The sequence below is a fragment of the Burkholderia sp. MSMB1826 genome, assembly GCF_001526325.1.
Taxonomy (GTDB): domain Bacteria; phylum Pseudomonadota; class Gammaproteobacteria; order Burkholderiales; family Burkholderiaceae; genus Burkholderia.
The window spans coordinates 146,050-162,300 of the sequence record NZ_LOYN01000022.1 but is presented as its reverse complement, the minus strand read 5'-3'; the positions used below and the strand labels follow the sequence as shown (position 1 = coordinate 162,300).

10 protein-coding genes are annotated in these 16,251 nt (G+C 67.2%); 2 read left to right on the top strand and 8 right to left on the bottom strand.

The genetic code is table 11. From position 1 onward, the window contains the following. Positions 1-4: 4 nt before the first annotated feature. Positions 5-1,747: a putative bifunctional diguanylate cyclase/phosphodiesterase gene (gene cdpA / locus WS95_RS12930; RefSeq protein WP_218920992.1), complete on the bottom strand. Its 1,743-nt coding sequence runs from the start codon at positions 1,745-1,747 to the stop codon at positions 5-7. A 278-nt stretch (positions 1,748-2,025) separates the two neighbouring features. On the opposite strand from cdpA, the gene WS95_RS12925 reads away from it, so the two are divergent. Further along, positions 2,026-2,574 (top strand): peroxiredoxin, encoded by a 549-nt coding sequence (locus tag WS95_RS12925; RefSeq protein WP_027783990.1) that lies wholly within the window; start codon positions 2,026-2,028, stop codon positions 2,572-2,574. A gap of 85 nt (positions 2,575-2,659) precedes the next feature. Here the strand turns inward: WS95_RS12925 and WS95_RS12920 are convergent, their stop codons facing one another. Continuing rightward, positions 2,660-3,289: an SDR family oxidoreductase gene (locus tag WS95_RS12920; RefSeq protein WP_034206834.1), complete on the bottom strand. Its 630-nt coding sequence runs from the start codon at positions 3,287-3,289 to the stop codon at positions 2,660-2,662. Positions 3,290-3,540: 251 nt separating this feature from the next. Here WS95_RS12920 and WS95_RS12915 point away from each other — a divergent pair, with 251 nt between their 5' ends. Then, entirely contained in the window at positions 3,541-5,031 is a 1,491-nt protein-coding gene (locus tag WS95_RS12915; RefSeq protein WP_059824159.1) for an NYN domain-containing protein, read from the top strand. Between the two features lie 129 nt (positions 5,032-5,160). Here the strand turns inward: WS95_RS12915 and WS95_RS12910 are convergent, their stop codons facing one another. The 6 genes from WS95_RS12910 to WS95_RS12885 all read right to left on the bottom strand — a co-directional run bounded on the left by WS95_RS12910 (position 5,161) and on the right by WS95_RS12885 (position 15,784). Continuing rightward, on the bottom strand, positions 5,161-5,544 hold the full coding sequence (locus WS95_RS12910) for a VOC family protein (protein WP_059824157.1): 384 nt from the start codon (positions 5,542-5,544) through the stop codon (positions 5,161-5,163). Between the two features lie 106 nt (positions 5,545-5,650). Next, a complete protein-coding gene (locus WS95_RS12905; RefSeq protein ID WP_059824155.1) occupies positions 5,651-8,959 on the bottom strand; it encodes an efflux RND transporter permease subunit in 3,309 nt (1,102 codons plus the stop codon). A gap of 187 nt (positions 8,960-9,146) precedes the next feature. Continuing rightward, the gene (locus tag WS95_RS12900) at positions 9,147-12,266 is read right to left on the bottom strand and encodes an MdtB/MuxB family multidrug efflux RND transporter permease subunit (protein WP_059824154.1); all 3,120 of its coding nucleotides are present in this window, start codon (positions 12,264-12,266) and stop codon (positions 9,147-9,149) included. Positions 12,267-12,281: 15 nt separating this feature from the next. Beyond that, complete coding sequence (locus tag WS95_RS12895; RefSeq protein WP_059824153.1) at positions 12,282-13,655, bottom strand: MdtA/MuxA family multidrug efflux RND transporter periplasmic adaptor subunit; 1,374 nt, start codon at positions 13,653-13,655, stop codon at positions 12,282-12,284. A gap of 247 nt (positions 13,656-13,902) precedes the next feature. Then, the gene (locus WS95_RS12890) at positions 13,903-14,727 is read right to left on the bottom strand and encodes an IclR family transcriptional regulator (protein WP_034206844.1); all 825 of its coding nucleotides are present in this window, start codon (positions 14,725-14,727) and stop codon (positions 13,903-13,905) included. A 679-nt stretch (positions 14,728-15,406) separates the two neighbouring features. Next, positions 15,407-15,784, bottom strand: a complete 378-nt coding sequence (locus WS95_RS12885) for a hypothetical protein (protein ID WP_059824152.1) — start codon at positions 15,782-15,784, stop codon at positions 15,407-15,409. Between the last annotated feature and the right edge of the window lie 467 nt (positions 15,785-16,251).

The following is a 16,251-nucleotide window of genomic DNA, read 5'->3' as shown; positions in this document are numbered from 1 at the left end:
CGCGTCAGGCGGCGGCGTGCAGGTGCAGCTGCTGCGCCTCGAAGCGCCGTGCGAGCTCCTCGGACGGCAGCGCCTGGCAGACGAGCCAGCCCTGGATGTGATTGCAGCCCATCTCCGTCAGCAGCTCGCGCTGCGCCTCGGTCTCGACGCCTTCGGCGACGAGCTCGAGATCCAGTGTTTGCGCGAGGCCGACCACCGCCGACACGATCGCGCGGTCGTTGCGCGACGTCAGCAGGTTCTCGACGAAACTGCGGTCGATCTTCAGCTTCGCGAGCGGGAAGCGCTGCAGATAGGCGAGGCTCGAATAGCCGGTGCCGAAATCGTCGATCGCGAAGCGGATGCCGAGGCCGGTCAGCTCCTCGAGCAGCATTTTCGCGTGCGCGGGATCGTGCATCAGCAGGCTTTCGGTGATTTCGAGCACGATACGGCGCGGGTCGATGCCGGTCAGCGCGATCGCCTCGCGCACGCTCTGCGTGAAGCGCGGGTCGCGGAACTGCTGCGGCGACACGTTGACCGCCACGTATTGCAGCGCGAGCCCCTGGCCGTCCCACGCGACGAGCTGCATGCACGCGGCCTTGAGCACCCAGTTGCCGAGGTAGTTGATCAGCCCGATCGATTCGGCGAGCGGGATGAAGGTGGCTGGCGGCACGAGGCCGTGCACCGGATGGCGCCAGCGGATCAGCGCCTCGACGCCGACCACCGCGCCCGACTGGCTGCGCGTGATCGGCTGGAAATGCAGCGAAAACTCGCCGTTGCGCACGCCGTCGTACAGGTCGGCCTCGAGCTTGAGCCGTTCGGCGTCGGCCGGATCGTCGACGGGTGCATGGAACGCGAGCGCGTTGCCGCCCGATGCCTTCGCCTGCGCGAGCGCGTGGTCGGCGCGGCGCAGCAGCGGGCTGTGGTGCTGGGCCCGATGCGGCGCGGCACGTTCGTCGGGGTAGAGCGCGATGCCGATGCTCGCGGACAGGTGCACGGTTTGCCCCTGATACACGTAGGGCTCGCGCACCGCGGCCTGCAGCCGGCGCGCGAGCGCATCGGCGGTCTGGCTCGCCTGCGTGCGGTCCGGTGCGCCCAGCACGACCGCGAACTTGTCGCTCGCGACGCGCGCGAGCCGCTCGTTCGGCGTGACGAGCGCCTTCAGCCGCTGCGCGGTCTCGCGCAGCAGCATGTCGCCCGCGTCGTAGCCGAGCGCGCGGTTGATCCGCTGGTAGTCGTCGAGGTCGAGCAGCAGCAGCGCCGCGCAGGTGCCGTCCTCGTCGGCGGTCTGCTGCGCGCGCATCAGCGCCGGCACGAGCGCGGACAGGTTGTCGAGCCCCGTCATCGGGTCGTGGTGCATTTCGTACGTGAGGCGTGCCTCGAGCGCGCGCCACGACGACACGTCGAAGGCCGCGATCGCGAAGCCATCGACGCCGTGGTGGCGGCTCTTGAACGCGCGGACCTCGACGTCCAGCGGGTAGGTGAGCGACTTGACGATGCACATCGTCGCCTTCTCGACCTGGCCGGAACGTGCGGCACGGGCGAGCAGGCCTTCGAGCGCGGGGGTATCCTGTTCGGCGATCAGGTCGCGCAGCGTCAGCGTATGCAGGTAGTCGCGGTGGTAGCCGATGAAGCGCAGGCTGGCGTCGGACACATACAGAAAGCGCAATTCGCGGTCCACATGGGCGAGGAAATCCACCGTGCCGACCGTCTGTTCCAGCCAGTTGCGCACGGAATCGTCGCGGCGCGGCGCGACGGCGCGCGCGGGCATCAGCGCGCCGCCCGACCGGGCGAAGCGGCGCAGCGTATGCAAGGCGCTGCGCCAGGAGCCCTTGCGTGACGTCTGTTTCCTGTTGGCTTCCATGTTTCTCGCTGACGTGAAGGGCTGGAACCGGTTGTCCGGAAGGAATAACGGCAGACTGTGCGGAATCTTTAACGAGCCGGCCGCGGGCGGCGCTGCCGCGGATCCGGATCATCGACACGGGTGTTCGGCAGGCGAACGCTCTCGTGGCCTACATCGGGCTGACTTTATAAGAAATGAGGACGCAGATGAAGCGAAAACTGTTGCTGGGCGCCATGGCGGCGCTGGTGGCCGGCCATGCACTGCTGGCGCAGGCGGAACTGAAGCCGGGCGCCGCGGCGCCCGATTTCACGACGCAGGCGTCGCTGGGCGGCAAGACTTACACGTACTCGCTCGCGGACGCCCTGAAGCAGGGGCCGGTCGTGCTGTATTTCTATCCGGCGGCGTTCACGAAGGGCTGCACGATCGAGGCGCATGCGTTCGCCGACGCGGTCGACCGTTACAAGGCTTACGGCGCGACGGTGATCGGCGTGTCGGCCGACAACATCGACACGCTGACGAAGTTCTCGGTGAGCGAGTGCCGGAGCAAGTTCCCGGTGGCGGCCGACCCCGATGCGAAGATCATCCGCGAATACGACGCGAAGCTGCCGGCGCTCGACCGCGCGAACCGCGTGTCCTACGTGATTTCGCCGGAAGGGAAGATTCTCTACGAATACACGAGCCTGTCGCCCGACAAGCACGTCGAGAACACGCTCGCCGCGGTGAAGGCGTGGGCCGACGCGCATCCGAAGCAGTAAGCGGCTGCCCCGCGCGTGAAAACGGCCCGTCGTGCGGGCCGCGGGCACGGGCATGCGCCGCCTGCCGGCGGCGCGCAACGGGCCGTTACGCGCGCAACGCCTGTTCGATCGGCACGCTGCCGCCGACGAAGCCGACGACCTTGCGCGAGATGCCGAGCTTGATCGCCTCGATCGCGGCCCATGCCACGTCCTGGCGCGAGACGGGCGGCGCGGGCTCGAGCCACGTGTCGGTCAGCGCGATCTTGCCGACGCCCGGGTCGTCCGTAAGCGGGCCCGGGCGCAGGATCACGTAGTCGACGCCCGACGCGATCACGCGATCGTCGCCTTCGCGCTTCATCTGCGAATAGTGGTGCAGCGCGTCCGGCCCCTGCTCGGGCCGGTATGCGGACAGCGAGCTGACCACCACGAGCTTCTGCGCGTTGTAGGCGAGCGCGTACTCGGCCGCGCGGGCGACCGCGTCGCGGTCGACCTGTTCCTCTTCGGTCGCGCCTTCCGATTCGGCCGACCCTGCCGCGTAGATCACGTGCGTGATGCCCTGGAACGCGTGCGAGAAATCGTTCGTCAGATCGGCCTCGACGACCCGCGCGCCGGGCAGCGCATAGCCGTGCCGGCGCACGAGCGCCGTGAGCTCGAACTCCGGCTGCTCGAGCAGCAGATCCGCGCAGGCCCGGCCCGTCCGTCCGGTCGCGCCAATCAGCAGTACCTTCGTCGTCATGAAACCGCTCCTTGCTCGATGCGTCATCCTCCCAGATAGGGACGGACGACCGATAACTCAAGTGTAATGTCGAATCGGCCCGGCGGCGGGCGCGTAATAAGGGGCATACCGGCGCGGGCGTACCGGCCCGGGTGGCGGCGTTCATTCGTTCACACGGATGCGGGAATGACGCGCCGACCGGCTATCATGTGCGCGATGCATTTTTCGCCGCTACGTGTGAACAACGCGTCGGCCCACCGGTTGGAGTACACATGGCATTACCCCTGGACAACGTGAGCATGGCCGTATTCTGCGACTTCGAGAACGTCGCGCTCGGCGTGCGCGACGCGAAGTACGAGAAATTCGACATCAAGCCCGTGCTGGAGCGGCTGCTGCTGAAAGGCAGCATCGTCGTGAAGAAGGCCTATTGCGACTGGGATCGCTACAAGGGCTTCAAGGCGTCGATGCACGAAGCCAGCTTCGAGCTGATCGAGATTCCGCACGTGCGCCAGTCGGGCAAGAATTCGGCCGACATCCGGCTCGTCGTGGACGCGCTCGATCTCTGCTACACGAAGTCGCACGTCGATACGTTCGTGATCATCAGCGGCGATTCGGATTTTTCGCCGCTCGTGTCGAAGCTGCGCGAGAACGCGAAGAAGGTGATCGGCGTCGGCGTGAAGAAATCGACGTCGGATCTGCTGGTCGCGAACTGCGACGAATTCATCTTCTACGACGATCTGGTGCGCGAGCAGCAGCGTGCGCTTGCGAAGCGCGAACAGCAGCAGCGCGCGGGCAACGGCGGCGCGAAGCGGCCGGACGAGCCGTCGCGCAAGCACGACATGGACGCGCGCAAGGCCGAGGCGATCGCACTGGCGGTCGAGACGTTCGATGCGCTCGCGTCGGAGCGCGACGACGTCGGCAAGATCTGGGCGTCGGTGCTCAAGAGCGCGATCAAGCGCCGCAAGCCTGATTTCAACGAGTCGTACTACGGATTCCGTGCGTTCGGCAACCTGCTCGACGAGGCGCAGGCGCGCGGCCTGCTCGAAGTGGGGCGCGACGACAAATCGGGGGCGTTCGTGTCGCGGGCTCGCCAGTCGGTTGCAGCCGAGCCGGTCGCGGCAGGCGGTGAGGGCGGCGCGGCGTACCACGGCGCCCAGCGCGGCACGCGCGCGGCGGAGCCGGCGCCGACCGACCGTGGGGCGCGCCGGCGCGGGGAGCGGGCGGAAGCGGTCGTTCACGAAAGCGTGCAGGTCGACGCGGAAGACGCGGCGCTTGCCGAGGTCGCCGACGTGGCGCCGGCCGAAACGCGCGACACGTCCGACGTGGCCGAGGTGGCCGACGCGCAGGGTGACGCGAAGGATGGCCGCAAGCGGGCGCGCAAGAGCGCGGCAAAGAAGACCGGCACGAAGAAGGGCGCGGCCGCGAAGGGCGCCGGTCGCCACGCGGCCGGCAAGCCGGACGCCGCCGCGCACGGCGACGCGAAGCAGAGTGGCGATGCGCAGGCGCACGGCCAGCATGCGGACGAACCGAATCGCGACGCGGCACATGACGAGCGGCACGCGGCGGCGGCGCCCGCCGAGCCGGCGTCTCACGCTTCCGGCGCCCGGAGCGAAGCCGTGCAGCCGTCGCACGACGTGGCGCCGGTCGAAGCGGCGGCCGACGAGGCTGCCGAAGCACCGGCCGCCGCCAAGCCGAAGAAGCCGGCCCGGAAGGCGGCGCCGCGTGCGCGTCGTCCGCGCAAGACGACGGTTGCCGCCGAGTAACGAGTAACGCGAGTAACGGCGGCCGGCGGCGGTCGCGCGCTCGGCCGGTTCTCGTCCGCAACCGGCCGACACAACCGGCCGACACCCGCGCCGCGCCATCCGGGCCGGTGCAATGCCGGCGCTGTCGCGCTAACCGTTCAGCACGTACGGCCGCGTCATCACCTCGAGGAAGTGACCGTCCGGATCGTCGAAGTACACACCGCGTCCGCCGTTGTGGCGGTAGATATCGTCGGCTTGCCGTTTCGCGGGATCGGCCCAGTGCGGCAGCCCGCGTTCGCGAATGCACGCGAGCACGCGATCGAAGCCGGCTTCGTCGATCAGGAACGCGTAATGCTGCGACCGGATCTCCCCCGCCTGTTCGTAAAAATCGAGCGACACGCCGTTGTCGAGCGCGACGACCAGCATCGCGCCGAACGGCGTCGGCGGCGGCAATTCCAGCAGTTCGGTGAGGAAGCGGCTCGACGCATGCTTGTCGCGGCACCAGACGATCGTGTGGTTGAGCTGGACGTTCATGGCAGGTTCCCGGGAAGGGCGCGGCGGTGGGCATGCACACACGATAGTCGATCGCGGCCGGTGTTCAAGCGCGGACAGCGCCCGCCTGGCCGGCGGCCGCTTTCCGTCACTCGCCGGCGACCGCCGGCCCGCCGGTATTGCCGCGGCGGTTGCGGCGCTTCTCGGCCCACACGCGCAGCCGGTCCATGTACAGGTAGACGACCGGCGTCGTATAGAGCGTCAGCACCTGCGACACGATCAGGCCGCCGGCGATCGCGATCCCGAGCGGCGCGCGCAGCTCGGCGCCGTCGCCGCTGCCGAACGCGAGCGGCAGCGCGCCGAGCAGCGCCGCCATCGTCGTCATCATGATCGGCCGGAAGCGCAGCAGGCACGCCTCGTGGATCGCATCGAACGACGACTTCCGGTTGTTGCGCGTCTGGTCGATCGCGAAGTCGACCATCATGATCGCGTTCTTCTTCACGATGCCGATCAGCAGGATCACGCCGATCAGCGCGATGATGCTGAACTCGGTCTTGAACAGCAGCAGCGCGAGCAGCGCGCCGACGCCGGCCGACGGCAGCGTCGACAGGATCGTGATCGGGTGGATGTAGCTCTCGTACAGGATCCCGAGCACGATGTAGACGGCCAGCAGCGCCGCGAGGATCAGGATCGGCTGATCGTTCATCGACTGCTGAAACGCCTGCGCGGTGCCCTGGAAGCTGCCGACGATCGTCGGTGGCACGCCGATCTGCGCCATCGTCTGGTAGATCACCTGGGTCGCCTGCGACAGCGACACGCCCGGCGGCAGGTTGAACGAGATCGTGGTCGCGACGAACAGCCCCTGGTGGTTGACCGACAGCGGCGTCGTGCTCGGCCCGAACGTCGCGATCGCCGACAGCGGGATCATCGTCGACTTCGACGTCGACACCGACGCGCCCGACGACGCGCTCGACTTGCCGCTCGCCGCGATCGCGTTGAGCGCCTGGTTGCGCGCGGAATCGGATGCGATCGCCGCGGCGCTCTGCGCGGCCGTGCCCGCGCTCGACGTGCCGGCCGCGGTCGCGACGAAGGTGCCGGCGGCCGCGTTGGTGGTCTGCGAACCGTTCGCGCTGCCGCCCGACGTGCTGATCCACACCTGGTTCAGCATCTCCGGGCTCTGCCAGTACTTCGGCGCGACTTCCATCACGACGTGGTACTGGTTCAGCGGGTTGTAGATCGTCGACACCTGGCGCTGGCCGAACGCGTCGTACAGCGTGTTGTCGATCTGCGCGGGCTTGATGCCGAAGCGCGCAGCCGTCGCGCGATCGATCGTCACCATGGCCTCCATGCCGCCTTGCTGCTGGTCGGAGTTCACGTCGGTCAGCTCGGGGCGCTTCTGCAGCGCCTCGGTCAGGATCGGCCCCCACTTGTACAGGTCGGCGCTCGAATCGCCGAGCAGCGTGAACTGGTACTGCGCGTTGCTCTGCCGGCCACCCACGCGAATGTCCTGCGCGGCCTGCAGGAACGTGCTCGCGCCTGCCACGTCCGCCAGCCGCGGGCGCAGTTGCTGGATCACCTGGTCGGCCGACAGCTTGCGCTCGGTGCGGTCCTTCAGCGTGACGAACATGAAGCCGGAGTTGGTCTGCGTGCCGCCGGTGAAGCCCGCGACGCTCTTCACGTTCGGATTGGCCTGCACGATCCGCATCATCTCGGAGAACTTCAGCTTCATCGCCTGGAACGACGTCGCCTGGTCGGCCCGAATGCCGCCGATCATCAGCCCGGTGTCCTGCTGCGGGAAGAAGCCCTTCGGCACGACGACGTACAGGTAGACGTTCAGCCCGATCGTCGCGAACAGCGTCAGCAGGATCAGCAGCGGCCGGCGCAGCGCCCACGACAGCGAGCGCTCGTAGCCGCGCTGCATGCGCGCGAAGCCGCGTTCGAGGAAGCGCCCGAAGCGACTTTCGTCGCGCGGGTCGTGCTTGTCGGGCAGCAGGCGCGCGCACATCATCGGCGTGACCGTGAGCGACACCGCGAGCGACACGGCGATCGCGAGCGACAGCGTCAGCGCGAACTCGCGGAACAGGCGCCCGACGATCCCGCCCATCAGCAGGATCGGCAGGAATACCGCGACGAGCGAGATGCTCATCGACAGCACCGTGAAGCCGACTTCGCGCGCGCCGTCGAGCGCCGCCTGCATCCGCGACTTGCCGTTCTCGATGTGCCGCGCGATGTTCTCGAGCACGACGATCGCGTCGTCGACGACGAAGCCGGTCGCGACGATCAGCGCCATCAGCGACAGGTTGTCGATCGAGAAGCCGAGCAGGTACATCGCGCCGAACGTGCCGACGATCGAGATCGGCACCGCGACGCTCGGGATCAGCGTCGCGCGCCAGTTGCGCAGGAACAGGAACACGACCATCACGACGAGGCTGATCGCGATCAGCAGCGTGTGTTCGGTGTCCTTCAGCGACGCGCGGATGGTGGTCGAGCGGTCGAGCACCGGCGTGACCGTGATGTCGGCCGGCAGCGACGCGGTGAGCTGCGGCAGCGCCGCGCGCACGCGATCGAGCGTCTCGATGATGTTCGCGCCGGGCGAGCGGTAGAGGATCACGAGCACCGCGCGCTTGCCGTTCGACAGGCCGAGGTTGCGCAGGTCCTCGACCGAATCGACGACGTCGGACAGATCGGACAGCCGCACGGCCGAGCCGTTGCGGTAGGCGACGACGAGGTCGCGGTATTGCGACGCTTCGGACGCCTGGTCGTTCGTATAGAGCTGGAAGCGCTGCGGACCGAACTCGATCGCGCCCTTGGGCGCGTTGGCGTTCGCGGAAGCCAGCGCCGCGCGCACGTCCTCGAGGCCGATCCCGTAGTGGAACAGCGACTGCGGTTCGAGCTCGACGCGCACGGCCGGGTTCGCGGAGCCGCTCACGGTGACCTGGCCGATCCCGTCGATCTGCGACAGCGACTGCTGCAGCACCGTCGACGCGGCGTCGTATACCTTCGCCGGCGATGCCGTCTCCGACGTCAGCGACACGACCATGATCGGCGAATCGGCCGGGTTGACCTTGCGGTAGGTCGGATTGCTCTTCAGCGCGGCGGGCAGGTCGGCGCGCGCCGCGTTGATCGCGGCCTGCACGTCGCGCGCGGCGCCGTCGATGTCGCGGTTCAGGCCGAACTGCAGGATGATCCGTGCGTTGCCGACCGTGCTCGTCGACGTCATTTCGGAGACGTCCGCGATTGACCCGAGATGCCGTTCGAGCGGGCTCGTCACGCTGGTCGCGACCGTTTCCGGGCTCGCGCCCGGCAGCGACGCCTGCACGGAAATCGTCGGGAAGTCGACCTGCGGCAGCGGCGACACCGGCAGCTTGATGAACGCGAACAGGCCCGCGAGCGCGACGCCGAGCGCGAGCAGCGTCGTCGCGACGGGGCGGTTGATGAAGGGGCGCGACAGGTTCATGTCGGCACCCGCTGGGCCGCCGCGTGTTCCGACGGATGCGTTTTCGGGAGATGGGGGGGCTGTGCCCCCCCACGCGAACGAAGTGAGCGTGGGGGTTGTTTCATGTCGGCACTCGCTGGGCCGCCCCAAGGGTGCCGACCGCCCCCTTGGGGGGCAGCGAACGAAGTGAGCGTGGGGGTTGTTTCATTTATGCACCCGTGTGCTTGCCTGCATCGGTGCCCGGCCCGTGGCGTTCGAACCAGCCGCGCATGCGGCGCGCGAGCGAGTCGAAGCCGAGGTAGATCACGGGCGTCGTGAACAGCGTCAGCACCTGCGACACGATCAGGCCGCCGGCGATCGCGATCCCGAGCGGCTGGCGCAGCTCGGAGCCCGCGCCCGAGCCGACGATCAGCGGCACCGCGCCGAGCAGCGCGGCGAGCGTCGTCATCAGGATCGGCCGGAAGCGCAGCAGGCACGCCTGGTAGATCGCCTCGCGCGGCGGCTTGCCTTCGACGCGTTCGGCCTCGAGCGCGAAGTCGATCATCATGATCGCGTTCTTCTTCACGATGCCGATCAGCAGCACGATGCCGATGATCCCGATGATGTCGAGATCGTGCCCGGTGATCATCAGCGCGAGCAACGCGCCGACACCGGCCGACGGCAGCGTCGACAGGATCGTGATCGGGTGGATGTAGCTCTCGTACAGCACGCCGAGCACGATGTACATCGTGACGACCGCCGCGAGGATCAGGAACAGCTGGTTCGACAGCGACGCCTGGAACGCGAGCGCCGCGCCCTGGAAGCGCGTCTGGAACGAGCCGGGCAGGCCGATGTCCTTCTCGGCGGCCTCGATCGCCTTGACCGCTTCGCCGAGCGACGCGCCCGGCGCGAGGTTGAACGAGATCGTCGTCGACGGGAACTGCGACAGGTGCGCGACCAGCAGCGGCGACGGCCGCTCGTGGAACGACGCGATCGACGACAGCGGCACCTGGCCGCCGCCGGCCGACGGCAGGTAGATGTCGTTCAGCGACTGCGCGTAGTGCTGCTCCTTCGGCTCCGACTCGAGAATCACGCGGTACTGGTTCGACTGCGTGAAGATCGTCGACACGATGCGCTGGCCGAACGCGTCGTACAGCGCGTTGTCGACGGTCGCCGGCGTGATGCCGAAGCGCGCGGCGCTCGCGCGGTCGATCTCGATGTACACCGATTGCCCGCTGCTCTGCAGGTCGGTCGCGACGTCGGCGAGCGACGGCTCCTGCTGCAGCCGCGCGACGAGTTTCGGCACCCAGGTCGCGAATTCGCCGGCGTTCGGGCTCGTCAGCATGAACTGGTACTGCGTGGGGCTGACCGTCGAGTCGATCGTCAGATCCTGCACCGGCTGCATGAACAGCGAAATGCCGGTGATGTTCGACACGCGCTGCTGGAGGTCGCGGATGATCTGCGCGGCGGTTTCGGAGCGCTCGTCGCGCGCCTTCAGGTTGATCAGCATCCGGCCGCTGTTCAGCGTGATGTTGCTGCCGTCGACGCCGATGAACGACGTGAGGCTGTCGACGTTCGGATCCTTCAGGATTTCGGCCGCGAGCGCCTGCTGGCGTTCGGCCATCGCGCCGTACGAGATCGACTGCGGCGCCTGCGTGATCGCCTGGATCACGCCGGTGTCCTGCGCGGGGAAGAAGCCCTTCGGCACGTAGACATAGAGCAGGGCGGTCAACCCGAGCGTCAGCAGCGCGACGACGAGCGTCGAGCGCTGGCGGTTCAGCACCCATTCGAGCGCGACCGCGTAGCGCGCGATCACCCAGTCGATCGCCCGGTGCACGCGCGCCTCGAAGCGATGGCTCTCCGGCGGCGGCGAATGGCGCAGCAGCTTCGCGCACATCATCGGCACGAGCGTGAGCGACACGATCGCCGAGATCACGATCGTCACCGCGAGCGTGATCGCGAATTCGTGGAAGAGGCGCCCGACCACGTCTCCCATGAACAGCAGCGGGATCAGCACCGCGATCAGCGAGACCGTCAGCGAGATGATCGTGAAGCCGATCTGCCGTGAGCCCTTGAGCGCGGCCTCGAGCCCCGATTCGCCTTCCTCGACGTAGCGCGCGATGTTCTCGATCATCACGATCGCATCGTCGACGACGAAGCCGGTCGCGATGGTGAGCGCCATCAGCGACAGGTTGTTCAGCGAGAAGCCGGCCATGTACATCACCGCGAGCGTGCCGATCAGCGACAGCGGCACCGACAGGCTCGGGATGATCGTCGCGTAGACGTTCGCGAGGAACAGGTACATCACCAGCACGACGAGCGCGACCGCGAGCAGCAGCTCGAACTGCACGTCGCGCACGGCCGCGCGGATCATCGTCGTGCGATCGGTGACGATCTCGACGTCGAGCGCGGCCGGCAGCGTCTCCTGCAGCTTCGGCAACTGCGCCTTGATCGCATCGACGGTCGCGATCACGTTCGCGCCCGGCTGGCGCTGCACGTTCAGGATGATCGCGGGGTCCGAATTCACCCACGCGCCGAGCTTGGTGTTCTCCGAGCCGGCGACGACCGTCGCGACGTCGGTCAGCATCACCGGGCGGCCGTTCTTGTACGCGACGACCGCGCTGTTGTACTGGTCGGCGCTCGTCAGCTGGTCGTTCGCGTTGATCGTGTACGCGCGCGTCGGGCCGTCGAAGTTGCCCTTCGGCGTGTTGACGTTCAGGTTCGAGATCGTCGTACGCAGGTCGTCGAGGTTCATCCCGTACTTCGCGAGCGCGGTCGGGTTCGCCTGGATCCGCACGGCCGGCCGGTTGCCGCCCGACAGGCTGACGAGGCCCACGCCGGCGATCTGCGAGATCTTCATCGCGAGGCGCGTGTCGGCCAGGTCCTGCACCTGCGTGAGCGGCAGCGTCTTCGACTTGACGGCGAGCGTCAGCACCGGCGCGTCGGCCGGGTTCACCTTCGCGTAGATCGGCGGGGCCGGCAGATCGGACGGCAACAGGTTGCCGGCCGCGTTGATCGCGGCCTGCACTTCCTGTTCGGCGATGTCGAGCGGCAGGTCGAGCGAGAACTGCAGCGTGATCACCGACGCGCCGGCCGAGCTTTGCGACGACATCTGGTTCAGCGACGGCATCTGCCCGAACTGGCGTTCGAGCGGCGCGGTGACCGACGACGTCATCACTTCCGGGCTCGCGCCTGGATAGAAGGTCTGGACCTGGATCGTCGGGTAGTCGACCTCGGGCAGCGCGGCGAGCGGCAGGAAGCGCAGCGCGACGAGGCCGGCCAGCATGATCGCCGCCATCAGGAGAGCGGTGCCGACCGGCCGGAGAATGAACAGGCGGGATGGATTCATCGAGCGGCCCGCGCGTTACTGGGCCGCGGGGGCCGCTGCCTGCGACGCGCCGTGCCGGTGTCCGCCGCGATGACCGCCGGCACCCGATGCGCCCGAGGCGCCCGACGCCGCGCCTGCGCCGCGTGCGCCCGACGCGCCTTTCGGCTTGTCGGCCGGAATCGAGATCTTCGCGCCTTCGCGCAGGCGATCCGAGCCGTCGGTCACCACGCGCTCGCCGAGCGCGACGCCGCTGACGATGCTCGTGCGTTCGCCGTCGACCGGGCCGACCGTGACCTTGCGCACCGTCACCGTGTTGTCGGGTTTCACGACGTAGACGAACTGGCCGATCGAGCCCGTCAGCACGGCGGAGGTCGGCACGATCGTCGCGTTGCGGATCACGTCGACGAGCAGCCGCGTGTTCACGAACTGATTCGGGAACAGCATGCCTTCCTTGTTATCGAAGTTCGCGCGCAGCTTGACCGTGCCGGTGCTCGTGTCGATCTGGTTGTCGAGCGTCGCGAGCGAGCCCGTCTCGAGCGGCACCGTGTTGTTGCGGTTGTAGGCGGTGACCGACAGCTTCTGGCCCGCGTTCACCTGCTTGAGTATCTGCGGCAGGTTGTCTTCCGACGTCGTGAAGATCACGCTCATCGGCTGCAACTGCGTGATCACGACGATGCCGTTGGTGTCGCCCGGCGTCACGTAGTTGCCGGGGTCGACCTGGCGCAGGCCGACGCGACCGGAGACCGGCGCGGTGATGCGCGCATACGTGAGATTGAGTTTCGCGGAATCGATCGCGGCCTGGTCGGTTTTCACCGCGCCTTCGTACTGCTTGACGAGCGACGCCTGCGTATCGACGGTTTGCGACGCGATCGAGTCCTGCGCCAGCAGCGTCTGGTAGCGCTTCAGGTCGAGGCGGGCCGTCGCGAGCAGCGCCGCGTCGCGGGCATGCGTGCCTTCGGCGTTCTCGAGCGCGACCTGGTACGGGCGCGGATCGATCTGCGCGAGCACGTCGCCCTTCTTGACGATCTGGCCTTCCTGGAACGATACCGACTGCAGGTAGCCCGACAGTTGCGTCTTCACCGTCACGTTCGCGAGCGGCGTGACGGTGCCGAGCGCGGACAGCACGATCGGCATCTCGCCCTGCGTCGCGGTGGCGACCTGCACCGGCTGCGGCACGTTCGCCATCGCAGCGGGGCCGCCGCGGCCGCGATGGCTGCCCGCGGCGGCGCTGGCGCCCGCGCTTTTCGCCGTGCTGCCTGCCGCCGGCGTGCGGTTCCACGGGTGCCACCACAACAGGCCGCCGATGACGACGACCGCGACGGTCCCGAGCAGCAGCGTGCGGCGCGGGCGGCGTGCGACGGTGGGTGCGGGGTCTTTCGAAGGGGGCGTGGGCTTTTGTTCGTTATCCATCGTGTTCTGTCAGGAAGACGGCGCGGCGGCCCGGAAATCGGGCTGCTCGGCTGCGCGTGGGCGACGCGGCGGGGCGGCCCGGCTCGGTCCGGGGCCCCGCCGATCCGCGCGGGAAAAGAGCGGTGCGCGCCGCGAATGCGGTGCGACGATGGGCATGATCCTACGTGCCGTCCCCGTTACAGTCCAGCGGTCTATCTTTCAACGGGTTACGGTCGTTACACAACGCGACACGACTATGACGAAACGATTACGGGCCGATGCGCCGGGCCGGCGCGCCGCCGATTTCGCGGGTGATCTTCGCGATGCATTCGTGCAGCGCGGGCACCACGTGTTCCTGCAGCCATTCGGGCGGACACTGGTGCGACGCGCCGCCGCAATTCACCGAATAGCGCTGGCCCGACGGGCCGACGAAACCGGCCGCGACCGCGTTCAGGCCTTCGCGCCATTCGCCGATCGCGATCGCGTGGCCGTCGCGCATCGCTTCGTCGAGCGCGGGCGTCAGGCGGGCGGACACGTGCGGCCAGTCGTCGCCGGCGGTGGTGCGCAGCGATTCGAGCAACTGGCGGCGCTCGTCGTCCTCGAGCGCGGCGAGATACGCGCGGCCCACGGCCGTACGCGCGATGTCCATCCGCGAGCCGATTTCGAGGCGCGTGACGAGCACGGCCGAGCGCGGGCGGATCACGTCGATCGCGACCATGTCGAGCCGGTCGCGCACCGCGAGGTGCACGGACAGCGACGTGCGCTCGGCCAGCTCGATCATGAACGGCCGGGAACGCGCGCGGATGTCGAAGTTGCGCAGGAAGCCGTGGCTGAGTTCGAGCACCGACGCGGTCAGCACGAAGCGCTCGCTGTCGGGCAACTGGAACAGGAAGCCGGCGCTGACGAGCGTCGCGGTGATGCGCGAGACGGTCGGCTTCGGGATGCCGGTCAATTCGGTCAGTTCGCGGTTGCTGACGGGGGCGTCGGCAGCCGCGATGCGGCGCAGCACGGCGAGACCGCGGGCGAGGGCGGTGATCTCGTCGGGCGACGATTCACGGTCCCGCGACGCGGGAGAGGTTACAGTGGTCGACACGAGGGATTCTCTCTAATTCCGAAACTCGATTTCAATTTTGTTGGTATTGTAGGACTATTGTCAAAAGATGCATGTTCCGCAGGTGAACCGGTCATCGGATGAGATTTTACGGGTTCACCCTTGGTTTATTGGGAAAACACTCAAATGAGCGTTGTCGGAAAGTGCATGAACCGGTGCAAATACCGCTTGACTTGTCGGGCGGAAACGGAAAGAATGTCTCACGTTTTCGAAACATCGTTTCAAGAGTTTAACCGGCAACGATGTTTCGCGCAGTCTCTCAGGTTCTAGCACGGCCCTCGGAATGGCTAGAACTTTTTTAGCGCCACGGTCTCCGTGGCGCTTTTTTTTTTGTGCACCCTGCATGAGGCACTCCCGCAGTCCCGTCCTGGCTCGATTATCGCAAACGAAGCGAAGCGCAGCCGCATGAGGGCAAACCGGGTGCAGGAGTGAAGACTGGATCACAAGTCGTGAGCTGACGATGAGAGCTGCTTTCGGCACAGGGGGGGCGCCCCCATTTCCTTCGGTCCGTCGCTCGCCCGTCCGCATGCTCAATGATCCGGGAAGGTGGCGGTCACGCTGCCTGACTCCCGCTCCCGATTCGTATGCCCGCCGTGATGTGTCAAACCCGTATTATCGCGCGTCTGCCGCAGTGACCGTGCGAGCGTGCGATGCCATGCGCTCAGCGATGGGGGTTTTTGAATCGAATCTGGCGCAAGTAGTCGTAGCCGACTCTCCCAAGCATGATCGGAAGCGCGAAGGAAAAGGTGGCTGCGTCGCCGTTGAGCTTCGAGATCAGACCGATCGAGCAGGTGCCGATCGATATTGCAGACGCCGACACGAGCAACGCCCGCGAGTAGTAAGGGATGGCGTCGATGCGCTCTTGGTGCGCCGTCGAAAAATGGCAATACATGGCGATGCACGTCATCCCGACGACGCTGCCGAACACGTAGTCTGCGACATAGTCTTCGGCGAAGACCCAGAACATGGCGACATGAACGAGCCATGCGGGGAAGTTGGCAGCCAGATACGCGCGGTGAAAGGCGATGGACGAAAGCATGACTGTTATCTGTACTCCTGTTCAAAGAAGAAGCAGCGATGCAAGCGGAGGGCCATCCGATTTGCATCGTAATTCAAATGCGAATGAGTCTCATTGTTGTTGGTGGAGTGAAGATTGTCCGACGCGCATTCATCCGGGGGCGCGGAAGCTGTATTGACGGTTCAAAGCCCGAACGGATGTTGGAATGAAGCGTTCGCGTCACGAAAAGGGACGGAGGAGAGCGGTGGGAAGCTGCGATTGACGAGAACGTGAAGGAGCGTTACGGGTCGCCCGTCGATACGGTCGTCTGTGCGATCTGGTGCGCATCGCCGTAGCGACCCATGGTGGCAGGCCGGGTTTCGAACAGGCGTGCCGCTCGTCATCCGGCGCGGGGGCGCATCGCAGTGAAAAAAAAGCGCGATGCCCGCAATGGGCATCGCGCGTGAAACGGCGTGGAGCGCCGACGAATGAACCGTGATGAAGAAAAG